23 protein-coding genes are annotated in these 25,906 nt (G+C 47.0%); 19 read left to right on the top strand and 4 right to left on the bottom strand.

Features of this window, described 5'->3' with window-relative positions:
• The first annotated feature begins 1 nt into the window (after position 1).
• From priA to spoVM, 11 genes are all read left to right on the top strand, one after another.
• A complete protein-coding gene (priA, locus tag MH117_RS09225; protein ID WP_239328707.1) occupies positions 2 to 2,635 on the top strand; it encodes a primosomal protein N' in 2,634 nt (877 codons plus the stop codon).
• A 192-nt stretch (positions 2,636 to 2,827) separates the two neighbouring features.
• Positions 2,828 to 3,304, top strand: coding sequence for a peptide deformylase (gene def, locus MH117_RS09220; protein ID WP_239328356.1), 477 nt, complete (start codon positions 2,828 to 2,830; stop codon positions 3,302 to 3,304).
• Between the two features lie 4 nt (positions 3,305 to 3,308).
• Positions 3,309 to 4,271: a methionyl-tRNA formyltransferase gene (gene fmt, locus MH117_RS09215; protein ID WP_239328355.1), complete on the top strand. Its 963-nt coding sequence runs from the start codon at positions 3,309 to 3,311 to the stop codon at positions 4,269 to 4,271.
• A complete protein-coding gene (gene rsmB, locus MH117_RS09210) occupies positions 4,268 to 5,656 on the top strand; it encodes a 16S rRNA (cytosine(967)-C(5))-methyltransferase RsmB (protein ID WP_343224450.1) in 1,389 nt (462 codons plus the stop codon). The genes fmt and rsmB overlap by 4 nt, the downstream gene beginning before the upstream one ends.
• Positions 5,657 to 5,879: 223 nt before the next feature.
• Positions 5,880 to 6,932, top strand: a complete 1,053-nt coding sequence (rlmN, locus tag MH117_RS09205) for a dual-specificity RNA methyltransferase RlmN (protein WP_239328354.1) — start codon at positions 5,880 to 5,882, stop codon at positions 6,930 to 6,932.
• A gap of 5 nt (positions 6,933 to 6,937) precedes the next feature.
• Complete coding sequence (locus MH117_RS09200; RefSeq protein WP_239328353.1) at positions 6,938 to 7,705, top strand: Stp1/IreP family PP2C-type Ser/Thr phosphatase; 768 nt, start codon at positions 6,938 to 6,940, stop codon at positions 7,703 to 7,705.
• Entirely contained in the window at positions 7,702 to 9,927 is a 2,226-nt protein-coding gene (gene pknB, locus MH117_RS09195; RefSeq protein ID WP_239328352.1) for a Stk1 family PASTA domain-containing Ser/Thr kinase, read from the top strand. Before MH117_RS09200 ends, pknB begins: the two co-directional genes overlap by 4 nt.
• 34 nt (positions 9,928 to 9,961) lie before the next feature.
• The gene (rsgA, locus tag MH117_RS09190; RefSeq protein ID WP_239328351.1) at positions 9,962 to 10,879 is read left to right on the top strand and encodes a ribosome small subunit-dependent GTPase A; all 918 of its coding nucleotides are present in this window, start codon (positions 9,962 to 9,964) and stop codon (positions 10,877 to 10,879) included.
• Between the two features lies 1 nt (position 10,880).
• Positions 10,881 to 11,543: a ribulose-phosphate 3-epimerase gene (gene rpe / locus MH117_RS09185; RefSeq protein ID WP_239328350.1), complete on the top strand. Its 663-nt coding sequence runs from the start codon at positions 10,881 to 10,883 to the stop codon at positions 11,541 to 11,543.
• Between the two features lie 25 nt (positions 11,544 to 11,568).
• Positions 11,569 to 11,829, top strand: a complete 261-nt coding sequence (locus tag MH117_RS09180; protein ID WP_239328349.1) for a hypothetical protein — start codon at positions 11,569 to 11,571, stop codon at positions 11,827 to 11,829.
• 423 nt (positions 11,830 to 12,252) lie between these two features.
• A complete protein-coding gene (gene spoVM / locus MH117_RS09175; RefSeq protein ID WP_036696910.1) occupies positions 12,253 to 12,333 on the top strand; it encodes a stage V sporulation protein SpoVM in 81 nt (26 codons plus the stop codon).
• A 182-nt stretch (positions 12,334 to 12,515) separates the two neighbouring features.
• Here the strand turns inward: spoVM and rpmB are convergent, their stop codons facing one another.
• Positions 12,516 to 12,704, bottom strand: coding sequence for a 50S ribosomal protein L28 (rpmB, locus tag MH117_RS09170; protein ID WP_239328348.1), 189 nt, complete (start codon positions 12,702 to 12,704; stop codon positions 12,516 to 12,518).
• A 183-nt stretch (positions 12,705 to 12,887) separates the two neighbouring features.
• Here rpmB and MH117_RS09165 point away from each other — a divergent pair, with 183 nt between their 5' ends.
• The 6 genes from MH117_RS09165 (at position 12,888) to MH117_RS09140 (ending at position 19,950) form a co-directional block, all read left to right on the top strand.
• Entirely contained in the window at positions 12,888 to 13,247 is a 360-nt protein-coding gene (locus tag MH117_RS09165; protein WP_239328347.1) for an Asp23/Gls24 family envelope stress response protein, read from the top strand.
• A gap of 54 nt (positions 13,248 to 13,301) precedes the next feature.
• Positions 13,302 to 15,029, top strand: a complete 1,728-nt coding sequence (locus tag MH117_RS09160) for a DAK2 domain-containing protein (protein WP_239328705.1) — start codon at positions 13,302 to 13,304, stop codon at positions 15,027 to 15,029.
• A 48-nt stretch (positions 15,030 to 15,077) separates the two neighbouring features.
• Positions 15,078 to 15,950, top strand: coding sequence for a DegV family protein (locus MH117_RS09155; RefSeq protein ID WP_239328346.1), 873 nt, complete (start codon positions 15,078 to 15,080; stop codon positions 15,948 to 15,950).
• Positions 15,951 to 15,969: 19 nt separating this feature from the next.
• The gene (recG, locus tag MH117_RS09150; RefSeq protein WP_239328345.1) at positions 15,970 to 18,018 is read left to right on the top strand and encodes an ATP-dependent DNA helicase RecG; all 2,049 of its coding nucleotides are present in this window, start codon (positions 15,970 to 15,972) and stop codon (positions 18,016 to 18,018) included.
• A 161-nt stretch (positions 18,019 to 18,179) separates the two neighbouring features.
• Positions 18,180 to 18,467: a stage VI sporulation protein F gene (locus tag MH117_RS09145; protein WP_239328344.1), complete on the top strand. Its 288-nt coding sequence runs from the start codon at positions 18,180 to 18,182 to the stop codon at positions 18,465 to 18,467.
• Between the two features lie 196 nt (positions 18,468 to 18,663).
• Entirely contained in the window at positions 18,664 to 19,950 is a 1,287-nt protein-coding gene (locus MH117_RS09140) for a globin-coupled sensor protein (protein WP_239328704.1), read from the top strand.
• A gap of 87 nt (positions 19,951 to 20,037) precedes the next feature.
• Here the strand turns inward: MH117_RS09140 and MH117_RS09135 are convergent, their stop codons facing one another.
• Positions 20,038 to 20,733 (bottom strand): SOS response-associated peptidase, encoded by a 696-nt coding sequence (locus MH117_RS09135; RefSeq protein WP_239328343.1) that lies wholly within the window; start codon positions 20,731 to 20,733, stop codon positions 20,038 to 20,040.
• A 476-nt stretch (positions 20,734 to 21,209) separates the two neighbouring features.
• On the opposite strand from MH117_RS09135, the gene MH117_RS09130 reads away from it, so the two are divergent.
• The gene (locus MH117_RS09130) at positions 21,210 to 23,039 is read left to right on the top strand and encodes a DNA/RNA non-specific endonuclease (protein ID WP_239328342.1); all 1,830 of its coding nucleotides are present in this window, start codon (positions 21,210 to 21,212) and stop codon (positions 23,037 to 23,039) included.
• Positions 23,040 to 23,164: 125 nt separating this feature from the next.
• On the opposite strand, the gene MH117_RS09125 is transcribed toward MH117_RS09130, so the two are convergent.
• Together MH117_RS09125 and MH117_RS09120 are read right to left on the bottom strand one after the other, a co-directional pair.
• Positions 23,165 to 23,647 carry a YhjD family protein gene (locus MH117_RS09125; protein ID WP_239328341.1) on the bottom strand — a complete coding sequence of 161 codons (483 nt, stop codon included), beginning with the start codon at positions 23,645 to 23,647 and terminating at the stop codon, positions 23,165 to 23,167.
• On the bottom strand, positions 23,644 to 24,912 hold the full coding sequence (locus tag MH117_RS09120) for a DNA polymerase IV (RefSeq protein ID WP_239328340.1): 1,269 nt from the start codon (positions 24,910 to 24,912) through the stop codon (positions 23,644 to 23,646). Before MH117_RS09120 ends, MH117_RS09125 begins: the two co-directional genes overlap by 4 nt.
• Before the next feature lie 430 nt (positions 24,913 to 25,342).
• On the opposite strand from MH117_RS09120, the gene MH117_RS09115 reads away from it, so the two are divergent.
• Positions 25,343 to 25,873, top strand: a complete 531-nt coding sequence (locus MH117_RS09115) for a GNAT family N-acetyltransferase (RefSeq protein ID WP_239328339.1) — start codon at positions 25,343 to 25,345, stop codon at positions 25,871 to 25,873.
• Positions 25,874 to 25,906: the final 33 nt, after the last annotated feature.

The raw sequence follows: 25,906 nt of genomic DNA, 5'->3' as shown, positions 1-25,906 counted from the left end.
GATTGCGCGTGTCATTGTTGATATTCCCAGCAAGCAGACGAATCGTCCGTTTGATTATAGCGTTCCTGAATCGATGCGCCCTTGGTTAGAAGTGGGCAGCCGTGTAGGCGTTCCTTTCGGGCCAAGAACTGTGCAGGGTTTTGTGATTGGGCTGACAGTGGGTTCGGATATTCCTTCTGCCCGGTTAAAGGCTGTCCAGCAAGTACTTGATCTAGTCCCGCCATTACCTGCGGATTTAGTCATGCTGGCGGAATGGATGAGCCATCGATATGTGTGTACACATACGGCAGCACTACAAGTTATGATTCCTAGTGCTTTAAAAGGGAAGAGTGAAAAAGCGCTTCGTCTTGGAGAAGAAGCGCGGGCTTACCTGTCCTCAACCAGATCTCAATTGATGGATTGGGAAGATGAAGGGCCTAATGAATCGATAATCAGCGAAGAATCAATGGGGATCCGAGATGCTGGGGACCAGCATGGTGTTGGAGACCAGACGCTAATCGGGTGGCTTTCGCAGTCGATGCTAGACGAGCCGACTGTAAGAAGGCTTCTTCATTATGTAAAGGAACACGAACCTGTAGTTACAGATAAACTATTGCAGGCCTATCCCTATGCGGCAAGAGCGATCAAGGCTTCGTTACTTGCCGGATGGTTAGTCGAGACGGAACGTATTAAAGATCGCATCGGAGTCAAGAAACTAAAGCGAGTAATGCTTCAAGTGTCGTCTATTGAAGCGGAATCATTTCTGGCGTCGCTAAAAGCTAAGCGGCAGCGAGAGACCATGGAAGCGCTGCTGTTGATGGATGGAGAAATGCCGCTTAAAGACCTAAACGCTGCGGCCGTTAAAGCACTTGCTGACAAAGGTATTGTCGCAATAGATGAAGTTGAGGTACTGCGAGACCCTTACGCAGATCGAAGATTTAAGCCGTCAGATCCTTTGCCATTGATGGAAGAGCAACAATCCGTGTTCAATCAGTTGGCACTGGCGCTGGAGGAAGGCAAAGCCCGTTCTTTCTTGCTGCACGGTGTTACCGGGAGCGGGAAGACGGAAGTATATTTACAAGCGATTGAACGGAGTCTAAAAGCCGGTAAAGAGGCGATCGTGCTTGTACCTGAAATATCGTTGACTCCTCAGATGGTAGAGCGGTTTAAGGGCAGATTCGGCTCAAGGGTAGCCGTTATGCACAGTCGTCTCTCTCAGGGAGAGCGGTATGATGAATGGCGCAAGATTAGAGAAGGTCGAGTACAGGTAGCGATTGGCGCACGATCAGCTGTATTTGCTCCTTTTCGACATATAGGTCTTATTATTATTGATGAGGAACACGAAACCTCTTACAAGCAGGAAGAAACGCCAAAGTATCATGCTCGTGATGTAGCAATTGAGCGTGCCAGATTACACGATGCTGTGGTGGTGCTTGGTTCAGCTACGCCTTCCATGGAATCCTATTATGCTGCGAAGATGGATCGATATGATGACATTCCGCAAGGGTTAGAACAACCAAGATGGAAGCTTGCACCACTTGCGATGCCTACTCGTGTAGAGGGGAGGGAACTGCCTCCCGTCACAATCGTTGATATGCGCGAGCAGCTTAAAGTGGGCAACCGCTCCATGTTCAGCCAGCAGTTAGAAGCGGCGTTGGAAGCAAGATTGGAGCGAGAAGAGCAGACTGTGTTGCTCTTGAATCGGCGGGGTTACTCTACATTTGTAATGTGCCGAACGTGTGGGTACGTAGCCCAATGTCCAGAATGTGACATCTCTCTGACCTATCATATGAAGACAGAGCACATGCGCTGCCATTATTGTGGTTATACAGAGCGAGCGCCTTCCGTTTGCCCATCCTGCGAAAGTGAGCATATCCGCTTCTTTGGAACCGGTACACAGCGGGTAGAAGAACAGTTGGCGCGTCGTTTCCCAGGTATTCGAGTCATTCGTATGGATGTGGATACGACAACTGAGAAGGGATCGCATGAGCGGATGCTGCAGCAGTTCCGTGAACGGCGTGCTGATGTACTGCTTGGTACGCAGATGGTTGCTAAAGGATTAGATTTTCCTTACGTCACGCTTGTAGGTGTCATTGCGGCTGATTCTGCATTGCATATGCCGGACTTTAGAGCGGCTGAGAAGACATTCCAACTGCTTACGCAAGTTGCTGGTCGTGCAGGCAGGCATCATCTTCCAGGTGAGGTTGTCGTACAGACGTATGCGCCTGAGCACTATTCGATCATCCATGCGTCGCAGCATGATTACAGCGGCTTTGCATCTGATGAGCTTCGTCATCGCCGGACTCAGCTCGTGCCGCCATTTTGTCGTCTCGCGCTGCTCACGATGACACATGAACAGCTCCCGCTGCTAGTTAGAGCTGCAGAGAACGCGGCGATTCGAATCAAGGAGCTGGCGGAACGTCAAGGGTGGCTGAAGCCGCTGCACACTACAGCAAAAGCTGTTGACGTATTTGGTCCAGTCGCGTCTCCAATACCGCGCATTAAGAACAAATACAGGTTCCAATGTACTGTCAAATGCAAGGGAGACATCGATTTGTCGGCTTTAATGGCCGAAGTGCTTGTAACGCTTGAACCCATGTCGCGTGAGCAAGGAGTCTTGTTTAGCGTGGATATAGATCCGCAGATGATGATGTGATGAGCGTGGGGTTATTGAATTATGCTATATTTGATTTAAATTTGATTTAAACCTAGATTTAAAGTCTACGGTTGATCGCCTGCTATCCACACGGGTAATGTAAACTGGGCTTATTCAATGATAACTGCTCATATATGCCCATATAGATAGGGGTATAACGTAAATAGATCATTAAAAGGACGGTGCTTTAACATGGCAATTCGTATTATTGTACACGAACCAGATCCGGTTCTCCATGAAGTGGCTAAAGAAGTAACCAAATTTAACGCAAATCTGCACAAGCTTCTCGACGATATGGCAGATACGATGTACGATGCGGAAGGTGTGGGGCTGGCTGCTCCGCAAATTGGGGTATTAAAGCGCGTGATCGTTGTGGATGTCGGAGACGATAACGGACTTATTGAAATGGTAAATCCAGAGCTGATTGAGATGGAAGGGGAACAACTCGGTCCAGAAGGCTGTCTGAGTATTCCCGGTTTAAATGGTGATGTGCGACGTCACCAGAAGATTAAAGTAAAGGGCTTGGATCGCAACGGTGAAGTGTTCGAAATGATCGCAGAAGACTTCCTGGCACGAGCATTCCAACATGAAATTGACCATCTGAACGGTATTCTGTTTACGTCGATAGCGGACAGTGTATATGAAATTCAGCGTCAAGGCAAGGAGTAGTCGCATGACAAAAATCGTATTTATGGGTACACCGCAATTTGCGGTGCCTTCCCTGGAAATGCTGCTCGCTGAGGGATACGAAGTGGCAGCGGTTGTTACCCAGCCGGATCGTCCCGTGGGCCGCAAGCGGGTGCTGACACCGACTCCAGTCAAGCAGGCGGCACTGGATAAGGGGATAACTACGGTATGGCAGCCAGAGAAGCTCCGTACCTCTGAGACTATTGAGCATATTCGCGAATTGGCTCCTGATCTGATCGTAACGGCGGCTTATGGACAGATTCTACCGAAGGTGCTGCTCGATATTCCGCGTTTAGGCTGTATTAATGTACACGGATCACTGCTGCCGGGCTATCGCGGTGGAGCGCCAATTCAACGTTCCATCATGAATGGTGAGCCAAAGACCGGCGTCACGATTATGTACATGGCGGAAGGCATGGATACTGGTGATATGATCAGCGGTGTAGAAGTGCCGATTACTGATGCTGACAACGCAGGGACTATGTTCGATAAGCTTAGTGCCGAAGGTGCCGAGCTGCTGCGTCGTACCTTGCCTGAGCTGCTTGCTGGTCATGTACAAGCAGAAGCTCAGGATGAAACGCTGGCGACATATGCACCGAATTTGAAGCGAGAAGATGAAAGATTGGATTGGACTCGCTCTACGCGTGAGTTGTTTAATCAGGTTAGAGGTCTTGTTCCTTTCTCTGGTGCTTTCACAACCTGGAACGAAGAAGTATTTAAGGTGTGGGCGACGGCAGTTCCTGTAACTTCAGATGCAAAAAGCAGCATTGCTGCTGGGCTGGATGTAGTACCCGGCACTGTGTTGACGGTGAGCGAAGAAGGAATCGAAGTAAAGACCGGCGACACTTCCATTTTCTTAACTGAAGTGCAGCCTGCGGGGAAAAAGGCGATGTCAGTTCGTGACTTTGTTCGTGGAGGCAAAATGACGCCAGGGACGGTGCTGTTGTGAGCCATAAAGGAACGGAAGTACGTCCTAGACGAAAGACAGCACGTGAGGTAGCACTTGATGTGCTGATCATGGTCGATAAAGAACAGTCTTATAGCAATTTGCAGCTCAATGAGGCGCTAAATGAAGCAAAGCTGGAACGTGTGGATGCGGGTCTGGCGACAGAGCTCGTGTATGGCACTATTCAGCGGCTCTACACGATAGATGGTGTGCTTGCGCGCAAAGTGTCCAAGGGCACGAGCAAGTTAAAACCTTGGATGCGCAACCTGCTCCGTATGAGCTTGTACCAATTGCAGTATTTGGATCGTATCCCTGCTCATGCAGCAGTTAATGAGGCTGTATCCATTGCCAAGCGACGTGGTCAACAAGCGATGGCCGGGTTTGTGAACGGGGTGCTGCGCGGGGTCATGCGTGATCCGCAAGTATGGGATGCACCTCAGAATGCCAATGCGGTTGAGCTTATCTCTTGGAATCATTCGCACCCGGAATGGCTTGTTGCTCGCTGGATTAAGGCTTATGGCGAGAAGGAGACTGCTAAAATGTGTGCTGCTAACAATGAAGCACCACATGCAAGCGGTCGAGTGAATCGTCTGCACGGTACTCGCGATCTGCTGCTCGAGGAGATGAGTGAGCTTGGATTGGAGGTTATGCCGTCCGCGCTTAGTCCTGACGGAATAATCGGGTACGGCGTTGGTAACTTAGCGCAGACCTCATGGTATCAGGATGGGAGGCTGTCGGTACAGGATGAAAGCTCCATGTTGGTGGTTGAGGCTGTGCGTCCAACAGCAGGCATGCGAGTACTGGATTGCTGTGCAGCCCCTGGTGGCAAGACGATGCATATTGCGGAGCGCATGGGCAATCAAGGTGAAATTGTCGCTAACGATGTACATGCGCACAAGATTGCACTTATTGCGGAGCAGGCGTCTCGCCTTGGCTTGACTGCTGTACAAACGATCAATGTTGATGCGGCGACGTTAAGTCAAGAATTGGCTGAAGCGAGCTTTGACGTGGTTCTGCTTGACGCTCCTTGTACCGGCTTTGGTGTCATTCGCCGCAAACCGGACTTGAAGTGGCGCAAGGACGCACAAGATGTTGCTTCGATCTCAGTCCTACAGAGCCGATTGATTCAGGAGGCTGCCAAGCTGGTTCGTCCAGGGGGCAGACTAGTATATTCCACTTGTACGATCGAGCGTGAGGAAAATGACGAGGTTGTAGGTCAGTTTCTTCAGCAGCATACGAATTGGAGCCTTGACGATTCGTGGAAGCTTCATTTGCCTGCGGACAAGCTTGCGGCTGCCCTTGACCGCAGCGCGGAAGGGATGCTGCAGGTGCTGCCGCATGATGCTGATTCCGATGGTTTCTTTATCGCGTGTTTACAGCGCGACTAACAGGATACACAGTTACAGATAATACAAAGTTTACGATACGGAGAACCCGCGCTGTAAGGGACTGCATGGACCCTGTATGGTGCGGGTTTTGTTAGTTGGGCAGAGTTATTTTTGCAAACTTGCCATTTGTGGTAAAATAAATCGACTACAACGTTATAATGGGTGAGGTAGATCTTTCATATAATCGTTGTAAGCTATAACAGAATAGGTAGTGTGATAATTAATGAAACCATTTATATACGATCTGTCGTTCGACAAGCTGCAGGAGTGGCTGAAGGAGAACGATGAACCGGCATTTCGTGCCGGGCAAATCTTTGACTGGATTTACGTGAAGCGAGTGACAGACTTTGAGCAGATGTCCAACCTGTCTAAATCACTGCGCACCAAGCTGAACGAGCAATTCCAATTTGTAACCCTTAAAGAAATAACCCATATGAAATCACAGGACGGAACGATTAAGTTCTTGTTTGGATTACATGACGATCATGCCATCGAAACAGTCGTTATGAAGCATAACTATGGCAACAGTGTTTGTGTGACTACGCAAGTGGGATGCCGGGTCGGATGTACGTTTTGTGCTTCTACTTTAGGGGGACTCAAGCGTAACCTTACAGCAGGGGAGATTGTAGCCCAAGTGGTTGCAGCGCAGAAAATATTGGATGAAACAAATGAGCGTGTGAGCAGTATCGTTATTATGGGCACAGGTGAACCATTTGAAAACTATGAAGCAACTATGGACTTTTTACGAATCATGATCTCGGAGAAAGGTCTTCATATTGGTCAGCGTCATATTACAGTGTCTACAAGCGGAATCGTGCCTAGTATTTATAAGTTTGCAGATGAGAACACGCAGATTAATCTGGCTATTTCGATTCATGCTCCTAATGACAAGCTGCGTTCTAAGCTGATGCCCGTTAACCGTCGTTTCCCGTTTGAGGATGTAATGAATTCGCTCAAATATTATCAGGACAAGACAGGCCGTCGGATTACGTTTGAATATGCGCTTATTGGCGGCGTCAACGATCAGGTGGAGCACGCTGAAGAGCTGGCTGATGTGTTGAAACGGATGGAAATGATGGCGCATGTCAACTTGATTCCGGTTAACTACGTCCCGGAGCGCAACTATGTTCGTACGCCTCGTAACGAAATATTTAAATTTTACAATACGCTTGTGGATAAAGGAATTAATGCGACGATTCGACGTGAGCAGGGTCACGATATCGCGGCGGCCTGTGGTCAGTTGCGTGCGAAGCATATGGAATCTAATGCGAGGTGATCATAATGAAAGCTGTAGATCGATCCGATATTGGGCTGATCCGGGCAGTAAATGAAGATCGTGCCTACACAGCTACACTTACGAACGGTTATACGCTCGCAATTGTAGCTGATGGTATGGGCGGACATCAGGCAGGAGATATCGCAAGTACCTTGGCGGTAGATACTGTTGTGAGGGAGCTATCCTCTTTACCGGAGCATTTAGAAGAGAAAGAACGCGGGCAGGCGCTAAAGCATGCTATTTTACGTGCCAACGACACGGTCTATCAGATTGCTTCTCAGGATGAAAAATACAACCATATGGGAACGACCATTGTGGCGGCTTTTTTGAAAGGGCAATCAGGTGTAATCGGTCATATTGGCGACAGCCGTGCTTACCTAATTAATCGGAACCGGATACAGCAATTAACGGAAGATCATTCCTTAGTCTATGAATTAATGAAGTCTGGTCAAATATCGGCGGAAGAAGCAGAGCGACACCCGAGACGGAATGTGTTGACTCGTGCGCTAGGCACCGATAACCAGGTGCAAGTAGATCTGAATGCATTAAAGTTGACCGAAGGGGAGTCACTGCTCTTATGCAGCGATGGTTTGACCAATATGGTGAGTGTATCTGATATTTGGTCTACTGTCATTGACCCGTCCTTACCGCTAGAAGTGAGAGCTGATCGTTTGATTGACCAGGCTATCGAAGCGGGCGGAGAGGACAACGTTACGGTTGTGCTCTTGCAAGGATCAGGTGCGGGCACCGAGAAAGAGGGGTGGAACGCATGATTGGCACTACGTTAGCTGGAAGATATGAGATTATCGCTCGCGTTGGCGGAGGCGGCATGGCATTGGTGTACAAGTCGCTTGACGTGCTGCTGAATCGTTATGTAGCAGTTAAAGTGCTGCGGCAGCAGTTTGTGCACGATGAGGAGTTTATTCGTCGTTTTCGCCGTGAGGCGCAATCTGCTGCTTCGCTGTCCCATCCTAACGTCGTCAGTGTGTATGACGTGGGACAAGAAGAGGATATTCATTTTATCGTGATGGAGTACGTGGAAGGCTATAATCTGAATGAAATTATTAAAGAGCGGGCACCGTTGCAATCTGACGAAGCCGTGCGCATTGCCATGCAAATCTGCGATGCGCTTGACCATGCACACCATAATCATATTATTCATCGCGACATTAAACCGCATAATATATTAATCGGCAATAATGGCCGTGTAAAAGTAACAGACTTTGGTATCGCACGAGCGGTTACTTCCTCTACGATTACACAGACTGGTTCTGTGGTGGGGTCTGTCCATTATTTTTCACCTGAGCATGCGAAAGGTGTCTCGACCGGGGAGAAGTCTGACTTATATTCGCTCGGCATTGTGTTGTATCAAATGCTGACAGGCAAGCTTCCATTCCTTGGGGAAAGCCCGATCAGTGTGGCATTAAAACATTTGCAGGAGCCTTTTGAAGAGCCGAGGCTTGTGAATCCGTTAATCCCGCAAAGTGTGGAAAATGTGATTTTGAAGTCCATGCGGAAAAACCCGATTGAGCGATACCAATCGGCCAAAGAAATGTTAAACGACCTGGACACTTGTCTTCAACCTGAGCGGATGTATGAGCCTAAAGTTACATTTGCAAACGGCGGTGCAATATTCGATGATGAGCAGGAAACGCGTGTAATGCCAGCCATTCGTCCTGACGTCTCTACTGGAGCGGCAGAATATCAAGGTCCGGACAAGGAGCGGTACGCCCCGTCGTATGACAAATCAAGAACAGCAGCACCTGGGAGTCTGTCATCACGTGCTAGTGGGCGGGATGAGGGCAGCAATAGCAAGCATGGCTCTAACAAGCCTCCTGTTAAGAAATGGGTGAAACCAACGATCTGGATTGGCTCAACGCTTGTATTTCTAGGCATCCTCATCAGTGTTGTGTTCTACGTCAAAAGCTTACTCGTTGTCGATGAGGTTAAACTTCCTGACCTAGTCAAGTTGACAGAGGAAGCGGCGCTGCAGGAGCTTGCTAAGATCGGCATTCATGCGGAGGACCCGATTATTAGAGAGCCTAAGGAAGGCTTTGCGAAAGGGATTGTATTTAACCAAAGCAAAGCGCAGGGGACAATGGTTAAGGAAGGATCATCGATTAAGTTGTATGTTAGTGAAGGTGAACCTGCCAAGCCGCTGCCAGACTTAAAAGGCCTGACCTTTAACGAGGCCGTAAAGAAACTGCTGGAGATGGGCTTCGACAGTTCACGGATCTCAGAGAAACCTGTGTTTGATGAAGATGCGGAGATCGGTGTTGTTGTGGGTATGACGCCGGAGGCGGGAGCAAAGCTTGATCCTCGAACAGGGACGGTAAAGCTCGATGTCAGCAAGGGTAAGGAATCGTTTGGGATGCCAAACCTGGTAGGAATGACTAAAGATGCAGCGATTGCACAGATCGAAGCAAGCCAACTCAAGCTGGCTAAGGACGGTATTATTGAAGAGGCAAGCTTTGCGGCGCAGGGTTCTGTTATTAAGCAATATCCATATGAACCTAATGATCCGGTTATAAAGGGTGCTGAGGTGAAGATTTACGTTAGTTCTGGCTACCCTCCCGAAGCGATCAACTATACATTTAATTTGCCTGTAACCCCAGCGGAGGAAGGCAAGACAAGTACGATCCGCATTGTGTATACAGATGCGCGCGGCGAGAATATGGAGTGGGGCTCAAAGAAGATCAATACCACTCAAGTCTTCTCCATCCCGCTTGTGCTCGCTCCTAATAAGGATGGTGTAGTCTCATTACATCGTGATGGGAAGTTTGTAGATACGTATCCGATCTCATATTCGGACGCGAAGCAAGGTACGGTACCTATTCCAGAAGTGCATCCTGTTGATGGCAAACCAGATGACGGGGCCGGCCAAGCTGAAGAAGGTCATGGACAGCATGCAGAGGGCGGAGCGGGGCAAGGTAATGATTCTGGAGGCAATGCTGGAACTGATACTGGAACCGGCTCCGGAGCAAATGGCGGTTAAGTATAAATAAGCATCAGACATTGGAGGATGAAGTATGCCGGAAGGTTTAATCGTAAAGGCGCTGAGCGGCTATTATTACGTTCGACCGGACGGAGAGTCGATGCAAGCAACGGTTCAGTGTCGAGCAAGAGGTATATTTAAGAAGAGAGGCGTGTCCCCGCTTGTCGGGGACCATGTCGTCTTCTCTTTGACTGATAATGGCGAAGGTACGGTTGAAGAGATTAGATCGCGTTCCACGGAACTTATACGTCCGCCAATAGCCAACGTTGGTCTTGCGCTGCTGGCATTTTCGGTATTAGAGCCGGATTTTAATACGCAGTTGCTAGACAAGTTTCTTGTACATATTGAACATGCAGGACTAGATGCGGTCATTGTGCTTACCAAATGGGACTTGTTAGATCGTCTTCCCGCAGCAATCGGTCAGAGGCAGCGTGACGAAGTGCAGCAGTATATCGAGACGTATCGCCAAATCGGTTATAACGTGATCGTAACCAGCTCAAAACATGGCTTTGGCTATCAGGAGCTGGAGCAAAAGTTGTCTCACGATGTTAGTGTGTTTGCTGGTCAGTCTGGTGTAGGCAAGTCATCCTTGCTAAATGCCATGATTCCAGGAATTACGCTTGAGACGAATCAGATCAGTCATCGCCTAGGGAGAGGGAAGCACACAACCCGTCATGTGGAGTTGATTGCACTGCCAGGAGGAGGCTACATCGCAGATACTCCCGGCTTTAGTCAACTGGATTTCTTGGAGCTTGGCGTCGAGCAGCTTGGGGCGTGTTTCCGGGAGTTCCAGCAATATGCTGACGAATGTAAGTTTCGTGGCTGCACGCACACACATGAGCCGGGCTGTAAAGTAAAAGAGGCGCTGGAAGCAGGCCAAATCGCGGCTTCACGTTATCATCATTACACCCTCTTCTTGGAAGAGATGAAAGACAAAAAGCGGAGGTATTGATATGTTAAAGATTGCTCCATCCATATTATCAGCAGATTTCTCACGCCTGGGAGAGGAAGTGGCGGATGTCACTCAAGGCGGAGCCGATTGGATACATATCGACGCGATGGATGGTCGATTTGTGCCCAACTTGACATTTGGGCCGCTTGCTGTACAAGCTGTTAAGCCGCATACAAATTTGCCGCTTGACGTGCATTTAATGATTATCGAGCCTGAGAAATATGTAGCAGACTTTGCTAAAGCGGGAGCCGATATTATTACTGTACATGCAGAGGCTTGCTCGCATTTACATCGTGTCATTTATCAGATTAAAGAACAGGGTGTGCGGGCTGGTGTCGCATTAAATCCGCATACACCGATATCTGCAATTGAAGAAGTGATCATGGACATCGATCTGGCATTGGTAATGACGGTTAACCCTGGTTTTGGCGGCCAACGCTTTATTAGCAACTGTGTAGACAAGATTCGTCGCCTCAGACAATTAAGCGACCAACGCGGGCACAAGGGCCTCCATATTGAAGTAGATGGCGGCATTACAACTGACACGGCCCGTTCCGTTGTTGAGGCAGGTGCAGACGTGCTCGTTGCGGGTAGTGCGGTATACGGCAGCAAGGATCGTGCTGCAGCCATTCAAGCCATACGCCAAGCAGGCACACACATCTAGGATTACGGAAAAGGGGAGATACCGTATGACATGGAGAACAGCGTTAACAACCGGTTTTTTTAGCTTTCTGTGCGGCACACTGGTAGGCTGGTACGCATTTCTGCCAATGCCGTTTAATTTGCTTAGCTCTGTAGGAGCACTTATTGCAGGTGTGTGGTTCTTCCGAAAATTCGATTCCCGAAAGATGCGGATTGCTTTTATTGTGCTCTCTATCTTTTATATGGTGTTGTTCCTTATTTTAATGTCGTTATACATTACGGTATCCCAAATGCCGATACCTTCGTAAATAAGTGTTAGCGGTGTCTCGCTGGCTGTAAGGCCTGTCCGACTGTAGACCAACGAGTTGGATAAGTCCAACTCTAGACAGCGGCAGGGAGTTAGGGAATTGATGCTGTGACACGCATACCATGCCAGTACTCGGCATATGATGGTTACATGAGCAATGGACTCATGTAACCTTTTTTTGTCCGGATAGGAAAGTATAAGTTCGCTGTAGCTTTGGATGTGTTGCGAGAACTGCGTTCCTGATGGGGAATAAGCCAAATCTGTGCTTTCGAAGCGGAGCAGCTTCGTATCTTCTAGGTGCTCATCCTCCGATAGCCTCGTCAGCGTGAAGTTCCAGTATAGGTGGAGTGAAGCGATGAGAGGACTGAGAAGGAAGGCAATATTCGCTCTTAAGCATAATTGAGAACAACGAGGAGGGTGGAAGATGAAATTTTATACGTTTAAGCTGCCTAAGTTCCTGGGAGGATTTGTGAAGGCGATCTTAAACACATTCAACAAGAGCTGATGTTGCAGGCGGCCCTTTTGCTGAATCCGTCACCTTCCATCCGACACGATCATTCCGCGAGAGCGGTATAAATGACTCAAAGGCGGCACGTACGTTAAGTGTATGTACACGGGTTTCGGCACGCGCACGTAAAAAAGCACCTGATTCGAGTTCAGGTGCTTTTTGTATATTGAAGCTAGGGATTAGACGCGAGTCACTTTACCTGCCTTCAATGCGCGCGTGCTCACGTATACGCGTTTCGGTTTACCATCGACCAAGATGCGAACTTTCTGAACGTTAACGCCCCAAGAGCGACGAGTCTTGTTGTTCGCGTGTGATCTAGAGTTACCCGATCCAGGGTTCTTACCTGTGATATAACATTTGCGAGCCATGCCTAACACCTCCTTATCCCATAGCGACCAAGCGTACAATCAAATACTCAAATATCATAACATAGGCTAATTTACCTCGTCAACTGAAACGATAACTTTGTTTATTTCTGTTGTTTATTTCTGTTTTCTCTTATAGTACAATGGTGAATAGTCTATAATACTCAAAAAAGGAGTGAACGAACCATGGCCATTGAACTTGGAATGGAACTAGGTAAAGTAAGCATCTCCGAAGAAGTCGTCGCTGTGATCGCAGGTTCAGCCGCAATGGAATGTTACGGTCTAGTGGGCATGGCTTCGCGCAAGCAATTGAAAGATGGTATAGCTGAATTGCTCGGTCGCGAGAATCTGACACGTGGCGTTGAAGTTCGCCGTGTTCAGGATGCGCTGCATATAGATTTGTATATTGTCGTTAGTTACGGAACGAAGATTTCAGAGGTAGCGCATAACATTCAAGTAAAAGTGAAATACGTGTTGAATGAGGTTGTTGGTCTTACCGTAGATCAAGTGAATATCTTTGTACAGGACGTACGTGTATTAAGCTAGGAAGGGGAATTTTCGTTGAACATGCGTTCTTTAAGTGGGACACAATTTGCCAATATGGTGCTAAGCGGTGCGGACTCTCTCAACCGCCATGCCGAGTACGTTAATGCTCTTAACGTGTTTCCGGTACCAGATGGAGACACAGGCACTAATATGAACTTAACGATGACGGCCGGAGTGGCGGAGATGAAGGCTAAGATGTCCGCCTCGATCGCCAAGACGGCAGAGGTGTTGTCCAAGGGACTGCTTATGGGAGCCCGTGGCAACTCTGGTGTTATCTTGTCCCAGTTGTTCCGCGGTTTTAGTCGCGGTGTAGCTGGACTTGATGAGGTGAATGCCATTCAATTCGCTAATGCGCTGCAAAGTGGTGTCGACACAGCTTACAAAGCAGTTGTAAAGCCAGTCGAAGGAACTATTCTGACCGTTGCCAAAGAAGCGGCCAAGCATGCGGTACATATCGCACGCCGGACACCTGACGTCCGGGAGCTTGTAGCTGAAGTAGTTGCAAAAGCAAAGGATGCACTTGCCAAGACCCCTGATTTGCTTCCGGTATTAAAGCAGGTAGGAGTAGTAGATTCAGGTGGACAAGGCTTGGTGTATATTTACGAAGGCTTCCTCCGTTCCCTAGAAGCAGGGGCAACTGAATTTGTTGCGGATACCAGCGAAGTTCAATCGGTGACATCTCCTGCGGCACCTGCAGCTCCAGTCGTTAAAGAGACGGCGAAGCGCGAGCAGAACACATCGGCTCAAGCCAAGCTGCATACGGAAGATATTGAATTTTTATACGATATGGAATTTTTTATCGATCTTTCGCGTGGAGCTAAGCGTCCCTACAAGGAAGAGGAGTTCGAGAAAGCGCTCGCAAAGAACGGCGATTCCATCATCCTGATTGCGGATGACGATATTGTTAAGGTTCATGTGCATTCCCGCCTTCCTGGCGAAGTGTTGGATTTAGCCATGCAGTATGGAGAATTGATTCGTATTCATATTTTAAATATGCGTGAACAGCATCGTGAGCTGCTGCATGGTGAACACGGCGAATCTGCGATGGCTGACGTGTTCGCAGATATGCCTGTAACAAGCTCTGTGTCGGAGCCTGTTGCGGTAGAGCCTCCTGCAGATGAGATTGCACCATATGGCTTTATCGCCGTTGCGATGGGCCAAGGCATCACGGATATTTACAAGAGCTTGGGTATTGACGTCGTGTTGTCTGGAGGACAGACAATGAACCCTAGCACACAAGACTTTATCGATGCGATCGAGTCTATCACGGCACAGCATTTGTTTATTTTGCCTAACAATTCTAACATTATTATGGCTGCGAAGCAGGCGGCAGAGATTGTTGAACGTGACGTAACTGTGCTTGAGACAAAGACGATCCCGCAAGGGATATCCGCTGCGTTTGCCTTCCAGGAAGAAGAGTCCGTAGAGATCAACACGGAGCTTATGCAAAGTGCAATCGCTCATGTGAAGTCTGGTCAAGTCACGTATGCAGTACGTGATACCAGCATGGACGACCTAGAGATTAAAGCGGGTAATTTCATCGGTATCTCAGGTGGCAAGATTGTAGCCACGACCGCAGAACTGACAGGAACCTGTGAGCGGCTGCTCGATAAGATGTTAGAAGATGGCGGCGAGATTATTACGATCTTAACGGGCGAGGATGCGAAGGAAGAAGAAACGGAATCCCTGCTGGAGTGGCTGTCGCTGCATCATGCGGATGCAGAGGTAGAAGTTCATCAAGGTGGACAACCTATTTATTCCTACATTATTTCTGTTGAATAAGCAACTGAAATAAGTATCATAATTGCAAGTTGAAGGGGAGGCAACGACATGGCTCAAGTTCGAATCGTGACCGACAGTACCGCTGACATTCCACTCGAATTACGAGAACGATATGGCATCGAGATGGTGCCGCTCAAAGTTCATTTCGGGCAAGAGATGTACAAGGATGCCATTACGATTGAACCGGATCAATTTTATGATAAATTAGTCCAGTCTTCCAAGTTGCCAACTACATCTCAACCTTCGCCTATAGAATTTGTAGATGTGTTTAAACGTCTGAACGAAGAACCGGAAACGTCTATCATTTCTATCCATTTATCATCTGCTTTAAGTGGTACGTATCAATCGGCCATGCTTGCTAGCAATATGATGGAAGAAGAAGCTGATATTACGGTAGTTGATTCTCGTTCTGCTTCATACGGTTTCGGTTTGTTTGTTGTTGAAGCGGCCAAGATGGCTCAAAACGGACAATCGAAGGAAGAAATTTTAGAGATGATCGCACGGATGCAGCAGGCGCGTAAGTTGTTCTTCCTTGTTGATTCTCTTGAATTTCTACAGAAGGGCGGTCGTATCGGGAAAGCGGCCGCAATGTTTGGCACTTTGCTTAACATTAAGCCCATACTGTCCATCGATCCGGTAGGCGAAGTATACGCGATGGAGAAGGTACGCGGCTATAAGAAAGCTCTTCAGCGAATTATTGAAATATTAAGCAGCGATTTTGCAGAGAAGCCTATTCATCTTGCCATTGGTTATGGCAAAGTAAAAGAATCGGCTGATGAAGTGGTAGCAGCCCTTCAGACGCAATTTGATATCCGTTCTGTACAATATACGCGCATTGGCGCAGTTGTTGGAACTCACGTCGGACCCGGAGTCGTCGCCATGTTTGTATGGCCTGCGGAAGTGTCCGCAGATAAGTCCTAGTCGGAGTGTGCGCTGACTTATGATTGACTATTCTCAAATTCCAGTAACGATGATTAAAGGCGTGAGCACTTTGAAACAACAAGAGCTTCACGCCTTTGGCATCTCTACTGCTCAGGATATGCTGCTATATTTCCCATTTCGCTATGAAGACTTTCGAGTACGGCAATTAAGTGAAGTAAAAGACGGCGAGAAGATTACGGTGGAAGGACGCATCGTAAGTGAACCTGTCCTACAGCGGTTCGGCAAGAAATCACGCTTATCGTGCCGAATCATGATCGAGAGCTGGCTGGTGACCGCGACTTGGTTCAACCGGCCTTATCTGCGTGAGCAATTATCTCAAGGTCGGGATATTCTGGTTACCGGCAAGTGGGATCAGCGCAGATTACAGCTTACAGTCTCTACCTCTGAATTTCCGGATCGAGGAGTATTCCGCAAAGATACGCTTCAGCCGGTCTATTCCGTTGGCGGAAAGATTACACAGCAATGGATGCGCAAGACAATCGCTCAGGCACTTACTCAGTTTGGGGAGACGATCCCTGAGATTTTGCCGCAGGAGCTTGTGCGGCGCTATCAGTTAGTGCCGCGCAAGCAGGCGATTCGTACGCTGCACCAGCCACAGGATGCGGAGGAAGGCAAGCATGCACGGCGCAGAATGGTATATGAGGAGCTGTTCCTATTTCAGCTCAAACTTCATATGTTTCGTGCACTGACGCGCAAGCGAGCAGATGGTGTTGTACATGAGGTTGCTAATTCCACTGTGCGTGAATTTGTACACTCGCTTCCCTTTGAACTTACGGAAGGGCAGAAGAAGTCCGTGACGGACATTTTGCAAGATATGCGTTCTCCATTCTGCATGAATCGTCTATTGCAAGGCGACGTTGGTTCAGGCAAGACTGTAGTAGCAGCGGTTGCGTTATTCGCAGCAGTTCGCTCCGGTTATCAGGGAGCCCTTATGGTCCCGACAGAGATATTAGCTGAGCAGCATATGCGTTCGCTTACGAAGTTGTTCGAACCGCATGGTATACAGGTTGCGTTATTAACCGGCAGCGTGTCAGCACGCAAGCGGCGTGATTTGCTGGGCGCTTTGCAGATGGGAATGGTCGACATACTGGTTGGAACGCATGCGCTTATTCAAGACGATGTTTACTTTCGCAAGTTAGGGCTTGTGGTAACAGATGAGCAGCATCGTTTTGGGGTTAATCAGCGCAGCGTGCTTCGCCGTAAAGGGCTTAATCCGGATGTGCTGCTGATGACAGCAACGCCGATTCCGCGTACGTTGGCGATTACCGCATTTGGAGATATGGACGTCTCCTCTATTAAGGAGCGGCCAGCAGGTCGGAAACCAATTAAGACTTATTGGGTGAAGCATGAACTGCTGGATCGAATCTTGAACTTTATTAGGCGCGAAATTGCAGATGGCAGGCAAGCCTATATCATATGCCCCCTTATTGAAGAATCGGACAAGCTGGATGTTCAGAACGTAATTGACGTTCACGTCCAGATGCAGCAGGCATTTCCTGATCTGCAGGTAGGTCTGCTGCACGGCAGGTTAAGCGCTGTAGAGAAGGACGCTGTGATGCGTTCTTTTGGTGAGGGTGAGACCCATGTACTCGTCTCCACGACGGTCATCGAGGTTGGTGTAGATGTGCCAAACTCTACCCTGATGGTCATTATGGATGCGGAGCGCTTTGGTTTGTCCCAACTGCACCAGCTGCGTGGACGTGTTGGACGGGGACAGCATCAGTCGTATTGCGTGCTGATTGCCGATCCGAAGTCTGAGATCGGACAGGAGCGTATGCATATTATGACCGAGACGGAAGATGGCTTTGAGTTGTCACAGCGTGATCTCGAACTGCGTGGTCCAGGTGATTTCTTTGGAACCAAGCAAAGCGGCATGCCGGAGTTTAAGCTCGCTGATATGGCGAGTGACTTTGCTGTTTTGGAGCAGGCACGCGATGATGCAGCTGAGCTTATTCGTGCGGAAGAATATTGGACCTCACCGATGTATTTGTTGCTGCGGGAGGAAATGCAGAAGGATCAATTATTCCAAGGTGAGTTAATGGACTAATAACCTCCATTTTTTTGGACGGTCAGTTGACAAGCTGTCGGGCATACAATGGTACAGATTATGTGCAGTGCAGTGTTTGTTTCAGCAATATGCACTGGGCATGTAAAGCAGCCTACTTTTCGTTGTAAGGGCTGCAAGATGCACCGGAGGTGTGCCCTACTATGAGTTATGTCAAATATGGGATTAGTCCGCAGTTGGTTGAACGGATCAAAACCAAGCTGCGCAATCCTGCGTTAAAAGATCGAGTTAAGCGTCATTTGGATGGCGTGACCAAGTATGATTTGCAGGATCGTACCAAAGTACGTTCACTTATTCGTCAGGTGGCCAAATCTCTTAACGAGCCGTTGACGATTGTACAGGAAGATCAACTAGTCAACTTTGTTATTTCACTTAAGATAGACCCGAACAATACGTTTCATTTGCTTAAACTATGGGGAATGTTTCGTTAGCATTGCAGTAGAACCGGGTGGATGTCGCCTGGTTCTTCTTTTTATTTCTCCGCAGCTGTCGTCATATGGAAAGGCCATGTGCCTTGTTTGATTATTTACTGTGTAAATATATCCATATTAAGGGAGTTGTGGTATGATCGATGTATAGAGACCAGCAGGAACCAACTGCATAGGGGGAATTCGATTCGTGTTATCCATGTTACGTAAGAAAAAAAGTTCTATGTTCGATAGCCTTGATAGTGGTTCGTGCCGTATTGATGTATCACAGGCGATGTTGAGTCAACTGCGCATGATTGGGTTGACTACACATGACCTCGCTATGCTAAAGCAGCTGAAGCCTCATGTAGAGGACAGCATTGCCAAAACAATTGACTCATTTTATGACACGGTGAATAAAGAAAAACTGTTAAGTGACATCATCCGCAAGCATAGCCACACAGATCGCCTGAAGCTTACGCTGCGGCCGCATCTGATGCAGCTGTTCGAAGGAAAGATCGATGAACTATACATAGAGAGACGCCGCATTGTAGCGCATGTTCATGTCCGCATTCATTTACCGACCAAATGGTATATCGCCTCTTTTCATACGCTCCAGCAATCCATTTTAGAAACCGCTTACAAATTAGGAATATCTTTGGATGAATATAAGGCCCTAGAACAGGCGATCACTCGCATGCTTAATCTGGAGCAGCAGCTTGTGTTGGAAGCGTACGAGCAGGAGCATAGTCGTCTTCGCGCCGAGGCAGAGGTGGAGAAGGAGAAAGTTCGCCGTATGGTGTCTGAGGCAAGCGCAGCTTTATCCCACAGCACGGCCGAAACACAGCAAGCCTTAAACGAAATGGTCCAACGATCTCAGTGTATGTTTGATAAAGTACGTTCTAGCAACCAGACTTCTGACTCAGTAGCCGTGCTTTCTCATGATGGCAGCCTGATGTTAGGTGAGCAGCAAGCACGTATGGAGAATATCGTGTCCGCGATGAATAATGTAACTGGCCGTATGACGGAGCTAATCTCTATATCTGAAGAGATACATCAGATTATGGACATCGTACAGGGGATATCGCAGCAGACGCAGCTTCTTGCCTTGAATGCAACAATTGAAGCCGCACACGCTGAAGAACATGGAAAAGGCTTTGCCGTTGTGGCGCGTGAGGTTCGTCGTATGGCGGAGCGGACCAATGAATCGTCAACTGTCATTCAGCATTTGATCGGCAAGACACATGAGAAGATTGCTGTAATCAATCAAGTGATGCAGGAGGTGGACAACCGTATTCAGACGGGCAACGGGGAGACGGGTAAAGCGTTTGAGTTTTTCTCGTTTATTTATGAGCAGATTCAACATCACCAACAGCAAAGCCAGGAGGTACTAATCGACGTTGAGTTTCTTGGCACGATGCTGGAGGAGATTCGCGAAGCCTCGGATGCGGTTAATCATCAAGCCGATGTGCTGATGGACATGATTCAGCAAGAACAGAAGGCTTGATCCACAGAAGGCTGTCAGTCACTACGATGAAGGTAGACGACTTACAGCCTTTTGCATATACATCAGTAGTTGAAACGTAACCTTAATTTAGAATAACAGCGGGGGATCACTAATCGCCGTTATACATTCAGGCGAATCATTTTTGACGCTGCCCACTTTAGTATCTACAGCATACATCTCCAGCCACTCAGGCGGGCAAGGTTTTAATAAGCGTTGCAGCTTATCCACTTCTTCTACACTTCTGTCCAGCCATATGACAGCCTCTTCAGGGCCCAGTATGACCGGCATTCGATCATGCACTTGCTCCATGGCCCGATTCGGAGTTGTCGTTACGACGGTAAAAGTGCTGATCTTCTCTCCCTGTTCATTCCTCCAGGTGTCGTATAGACCCGCCATACTGAACAAGCCTCCATTTGCGGGTACGATACGCAGCGGTTGTTTCTTGCCATCGGGAGCAAGCTTCCATTCATAGAAGCTGTCTGCTGGAATCAGGCAGCGCTTGCGCTGGAATGGTTGACGAAACGCAGGCTTCTCTAGCAGCGTCTCAGCACGAGCATTAATGGTGCGCCATCCCATCTTGTCATCCTTAGCCCAAGAAGGTATTAATCCCCACCGCAGAGGCCCTGCTTTAAGTTTCTCCCCATCATGAATAAGGGCGGGTGCGGTTTGCCCGGGCGCTATATTATAGCGCGGTTGATGGCAGGGAATGGACGGGCCTTCCTCCAACTCGTAATAAATGAGAAGTTCTTCCCACGTTATGGTTAGTGTATAACGTCCGCACATCTATTTAACACATCCTTTGCTTTACAGCTTGTGCAACGGGGGATGCAGCGTTAGGTGAATATGTCTGCATTGTAGCATATCGTGAATTGATTCGACTAATGAAACGGGGGAATCGCCGCAGATACCTAGTTTTTGAACACTCCGTGATAAGTCAAGCAAACAATGACGATAAAGATCGATATGCTGTATGCCAATAGACCCTAGTTATCTTTCAAATGCTGAAATCTATTAGATGTTTGACAGAATCTTGTCATATTTCATAGCTTTGCCGCATATCATAGAGTATCAGTGCAAAGAGCACTGTACTTATAGAACTGAAAAAGCATAGGTTGTCTCGATGATTTTTCAGTTATCCCAGCACTAAGTAAGCTCAATTTTAAGGGGATTTCTCAAACTATTAAGCTGCGATACGTCAAAAGAGTAAGGGTAGGACGATTAAGATAGGAAGCTCATAAAAGATTAGGAGGTTGAGCTTTATGTTTATCCATCCGATCAACAAGGCTTCATCCGAATTTATTGGTATTTCATTAAAAGCAAAACAGAATGATCTGACTGCACAACGGTATCAACAGCGGTCTAACGAGCGGAATAAACATCTGTCAGAACTGCAACGCAAAAATCCCTTTGAAGTGGATAGTCCTGAAAGGGCTGCGCAACGCCAAGAGTTTATTGATCCAAGAGACGGCATGGCGCTGGAACGTATTTTAGGAAAAAGCGACTTATTTCCAATCAGTTTTTTTGAAAAGGGGCTGCAAGTCAGTAAGGCCATCTGCAGAGTTGAGATCCGTGATCGAACCGGAAGAGTCGAAGGTTTTGGGACAGGCTTTCTGGTGACCCCTAATCTGCTGCTAACGAATAATCATGTCCTTCCTAATTCGGATACTGCGTTATCCAGCATTGGCCAGTTCAACTATGAAATCGACCTGAACGGGAAAGAACGAGTGATTCATAACTTTCGACTGATGCCGGACCAGTTTTACATGACGAATGAGGAATTGGATTTTACATTGGTAGCAGTCGAGGAGCAAGCTTCTGATGGAACAAAATTAGCTGAATTCGGTTATTTGTCTTTGGTTAAACAAACAGGTAAGGTACTGATTGGAGAATACGTATCGATTATTCAGCACCCATCCGGCGCACCCAAAGCAGTGGTCGTAAGGGAGAACAAAATAACAGATATGTTGGATAATTTTATTCACTATTCTGCTGATACATTGCCAGGTTCATCAGGTTCTGCCGTGTTTAATGATGAATGGATGGTAGTTGCTCTCCATCATTCGGGTGTCCCTGATCCGCAGAACCCAGCGGAATTTATTGCGAATGAAGGTGTTCGAATAAGCAGTATCCTCAAGTATATTGAAGATAAGAAGCCAAGTCTAACAGCTCAGCAACAGCAGTATGTTGATCGTTTAATTTTATCTGCTGAAGGAGTTGGCCCAGAAGGAGAAAGTCTTACGGTAGGAGAGGAGTTAAGCTTAGTTTGGTATGAGGGTTTAACTGGCCATGACAGCAAGTTTCTAGGTGACTCCCATGAAGTTCTACATCCTTCGTTTCGTATTGATCTTGAACCAGACCTGGTTAGGTTGAAACAAGGTGGCACTATTCTCCATTACACGCATTTCTCCATTGCCATGAGCAAATCCCGGCGATTAGCTTATTACACTGTGGTCAATATTGATGGCAGCCAATTAACCGATTATGAAAGGGTAGATTGGCGCTATGACCCTCGTATCGACCGGATGTATCAATGTGGCAATGAATTGTACAAGGACAACCCTCTAGATCGAGGACATTTAGTAAGAAGAAGGGATCCAGTCTGGGGGGGAGCTGGAGCACAAGCCAACATTGATTCCTTTCATTTTACAAACTGCTCACCGCAGCATGAGAAATTTAATCAGCATATTTGGCTGGGGCTAGAGGATTATATTTTAAATCATATGAGTAACATGAAGCGCAAAGCAACTGTATTTACAGGGCCAATATTCCGCAAGGATGATATCTGGTATCGAAATGTCCAAATTCCTTCTGAATATTGGAAAATTGCTGTTATGATCGATCATAACGACTGGCTATCGGTCACGGCATACCTCACATCCCAGTGGAGTTTAATTAAATATCTAGGAACGGCGAAGGAAGAACAACCTGTGCTGGGCGCCTACAAAACATTTCAGGTTAAAGTCTCCTTGCTTGAGACTTTGACGGGGCTGGATTTTGGAAACCTGCGTATATACGACCGGTTAGATCTTAAGGAGTCCACATTTGGACAAGTTCCGATTGAACGCTTTGATGATATACAGCTGATCTGATGGCTTTCTTCTGGCTCAATTCGGGCTGAAAATAGAAGTGTGCTGCACTGACAGTCAGATGAGGTCAACCAGAACACTGGCTGGCCTCTCATCACTGTGACCGATAGATTCAGCCAAAATACTCTTTATAAGTTACTTAACTTGGAGATAAGACTGTCCGTATATCGAGCTAATCGCTTACTTATTGCCATCCTCATGTACTCTTTTGTTATAATAAAGCTATCCTCATAGTTACGGTAGGTATAGTGTAAGTGCATTGTACTGTCGTGCTTCTCTTCATTTATAATTCGAATTTCTTTCTCCAGCATTTGTTGCTTCACTTTGGACAAGTCTTTGTAGATAGTCGTTGCAAGGATCTGGGCTGTTTTGGCATAAAGCGCTTTTAACGTTTCAGAGGAGACCTCAACTTCGTGAATTTTCTTGGTTACCAGTGTGTACATGACCGGAAGCAGAATATAATCACGCATTAATTCAATATCTTCCCTCTTCGGTTGGCTTGCTGTATCACTCGGTGTGTCACGTTGTCTGTTCAACAAAGCTTCCCGATGCTGCGGCAGCATCATCCGGCTGGACTCCCACAGGCCATTCTTCTCCAGCTTTTTACTCATTTATAATGCCCCCCGATCTTTATGGATCTTTCTAGCGCTTGACCTGCACCGGTAAGGGAGGAAGCTCTTACAATTGCTGCACTGCCGTATCGTTCTTTAATGGTATCGGTCACTTTATCCAATGCTCGAGTTTTCTCCTGATCCTCGAAGAGTGTCAGTTGATAGTGCTGGTCATCCACCAACGTGCTTAACATAACGCCCGCACGGCGTACAGGCATATGGTCCCAATATTGATAAAAGATTTTTTTTACCGTCTCAAATACTTTATTCGTATTGTTCGTCGGGTCTGGCATTTTCATTTGACGTGAAAATCCTGTAGGAGATTCATACGGACTGCACATGCAGCTCACGGTTACAACCCAGCCCATATATCCTTTCAACCGACAATCTCGGCATACCTCCTCCGTCAATTCAAGCAGAATTGTATCGATCTCTGCGGAAACTGCATAATCTCGGGGCAAGGTCATCATGTGGCCAATGGACTTTGGCGGCGTATGAAAGGTACTCGGTGTAACTGGGCTATCATCTAGTCCATTTGCCGTCCGCCACATCACTTCGGCGTGAATATCCGACTGCTTGCCAAAGCGAGCCCGAAATTTATCTTTAAGCTGCGGCAGCGGAGTTGTTGCAATATCCCCGATTGTCACCATTCCTAGTTTGGCAAAGTGCTTGCTCATCCGCGACCCGACACCAAACATTTTATGGACGGGTTCTTTCCAAAGGGTGGTTGTAATATCGGATGGGGGTAAGGTAAAAATACCGGTTTTATTTTTCTTTGCCCAGATGTCTGTCGCAATTTTAGCCAATATTTTATTGGTACTGATTCCGATACGAATCCTTACTCCTGTCTGCATCATTACTCGTTGTTGGATCGTCTTGGCAATGGTGATCGGGTCACCAAAGATCGATAGGCTTGCGGAGACATCTAGAAATTGTTCATCAATACTGAATACTTCAACTAAATCTGTAAAATCCTCATATATTTGAGTAATCATCAAAGAAACATCGATATAGTGCTGCATACGAGGACGCATAATAATAAGATCAGGACATTTTATGAGGGCTTCCCCTAACCGTTCGGCTGTCGTCACACCAAAACTTTTAGCAATCGGGCACGCGGCTAGAATAATACCTGACCTTCGTGTAGGGTCGCCAGCTACTGCTACTGGTTTATTTTTATATTCTGGATGTTCCGCTTTCTCTACGCTCGCATAAAAACTTTCGCAGTCTGCTAAAAAGATAACCCTTTCACTTTTTTGACTCACATTAAGCCCTCCAATTATTAAGACCGTGGTACTAACCTAAATTATGAACATTGTAAAGCCAGAGCGGCAAGTAATACTTAATTTATCCACGAAGGGAACGTATATTCTTGTTTTATTATATACCGAACATACATTCGTTATGCAAGTGAATTTTCTGGAATTACTTATACAAATAGCGTTGTTTTTACTAAAATTATAAGGGGGATTTATGTAAATATTGATATATTACTGTTTGACGTATAGGTGCCCTTAAAGTATAATTTGAGCATCTAATGGAAAGGCGGTGTCTATTTGGTGGTATGCCTGATAGATGCCTTATTACGCATAAAAGTGGGTATAGTCTAGTGCTATAGCTGCTTTTTCTTTGTAAAGCATTTTAAAAATGTTATATTTTTCATTAAAACACTTTTTCTAAAATAGGTGGTTAACTATGAGTATAGTAATAAGACAAGAAAGCATCGAAGATATTGACGAGGTATTTTATGTAGTGAGGAAGGCTTTTGAAAAGGCTGACTATTCAGATCATGATGAACATCATTTAGTAAACAGACTAAGAAAAAGCGACATGTTTATTCCAGCGTTGTCGCTTGTAGCTGTAGATGAAGACAGAATCGTTGGTTATATTCTGTTTACAGAAATAAAAGTTAGGGATCATATTCTGGTTGCTCTTGCGCCTGTTGCTGTACTGCCAGACGTGCAAAAGAAGAGCATAGGGAAGCTCCTGATTATGGAAGGTCATCAACTCGCCTCCCGGCTCGGATATAAAGGTTCTATTGTTATGGGCCATGAACAGTATTATCCTAAGTTTGGTTATCAAAAAGCTAGTCAATATCAGATTAAAGCTCCATTTGAAGTACCTGACGAATGTTATATGGCCATTGAGCTTACAGAGGGTGGTCTTTCAGGAGTACATGGTGTTGTGGAATATGCTAAAGAATTTTTCAGCAGTAGAAGCCAGTAAATGGTCTCTTGTTTCGTTTATTCAGGGCGTTCG

This window comes from Paenibacillus sp. ACRRX (genome assembly GCF_022346885.1).
Lineage (GTDB): Bacteria > Bacillota > Bacilli > Paenibacillales > Paenibacillaceae > Paenibacillus_B.
Note: the sequence above shows the minus strand (reverse complement) of the source record. Positions and strands in the feature narration are given on the sequence as shown.

Excerpts from the sequence above, each read along its gene's own strand:
- MH117_RS09145 (WP_239328344.1), top strand. The coding sequence starts at position 18,180 with ATGAGTTATGTCAAATATGGGATTAGTCCGCAGTTGGTTGAACGGATC.
- rpe (WP_239328350.1), top strand. The coding sequence starts at position 10,881 with ATGTTAAAGATTGCTCCATCCATATTATCAGCAGATTTCTCACGCCTG.
- rlmN (WP_239328354.1), top strand. The coding sequence starts at position 5,880 with ATGAAACCATTTATATACGATCTGTCGTTCGACAAGCTGCAGGAGTGG.
- MH117_RS09140 (WP_239328704.1), top strand. The coding sequence starts at position 18,664 with ATGTTACGTAAGAAAAAAAGTTCTATGTTCGATAGCCTTGATAGTGGT.
- MH117_RS09135 (WP_239328343.1), bottom strand. The coding sequence starts at position 20,733 with ATGTGCGGACGTTATACACTAACCATAACGTGGGAAGAACTTCTCATT.
- rsgA (WP_239328351.1), top strand. The coding sequence starts at position 9,962 with ATGCCGGAAGGTTTAATCGTAAAGGCGCTGAGCGGCTATTATTACGTT.
- MH117_RS09115 (WP_239328339.1), top strand. The coding sequence starts at position 25,343 with ATGAGTATAGTAATAAGACAAGAAAGCATCGAAGATATTGACGAGGTA.
- MH117_RS09155 (WP_239328346.1), top strand. The coding sequence starts at position 15,078 with ATGGCTCAAGTTCGAATCGTGACCGACAGTACCGCTGACATTCCACTC.
- spoVM (WP_036696910.1), top strand. The coding sequence starts at position 12,253 with ATGAAATTTTATACGTTTAAGCTGCCTAAGTTCCTGGGAGGATTTGTG.
- MH117_RS09180 (WP_239328349.1), top strand. The coding sequence starts at position 11,569 with ATGACATGGAGAACAGCGTTAACAACCGGTTTTTTTAGCTTTCTGTGC.
- recG (WP_239328345.1), top strand. The coding sequence starts at position 15,970 with ATGATTGACTATTCTCAAATTCCAGTAACGATGATTAAAGGCGTGAGC.
- MH117_RS09130 (WP_239328342.1), top strand. The coding sequence starts at position 21,210 with ATGTTTATCCATCCGATCAACAAGGCTTCATCCGAATTTATTGGTATT.
- def (WP_239328356.1), top strand. The coding sequence starts at position 2,828 with ATGGCAATTCGTATTATTGTACACGAACCAGATCCGGTTCTCCATGAA.
- pknB (WP_239328352.1), top strand. The coding sequence starts at position 7,702 with ATGATTGGCACTACGTTAGCTGGAAGATATGAGATTATCGCTCGCGTT.
- MH117_RS09165 (WP_239328347.1), top strand. The coding sequence starts at position 12,888 with ATGGCCATTGAACTTGGAATGGAACTAGGTAAAGTAAGCATCTCCGAA.
- MH117_RS09125 (WP_239328341.1), bottom strand. The coding sequence starts at position 23,647 with ATGAGTAAAAAGCTGGAGAAGAATGGCCTGTGGGAGTCCAGCCGGATG.
- MH117_RS09160 (WP_239328705.1), top strand. The coding sequence starts at position 13,302 with ATGGTGCTAAGCGGTGCGGACTCTCTCAACCGCCATGCCGAGTACGTT.
- rpmB (WP_239328348.1), bottom strand. The coding sequence starts at position 12,704 with ATGGCTCGCAAATGTTATATCACAGGTAAGAACCCTGGATCGGGTAAC.
- fmt (WP_239328355.1), top strand. The coding sequence starts at position 3,309 with ATGACAAAAATCGTATTTATGGGTACACCGCAATTTGCGGTGCCTTCC.
- MH117_RS09200 (WP_239328353.1), top strand. The coding sequence starts at position 6,938 with ATGAAAGCTGTAGATCGATCCGATATTGGGCTGATCCGGGCAGTAAAT.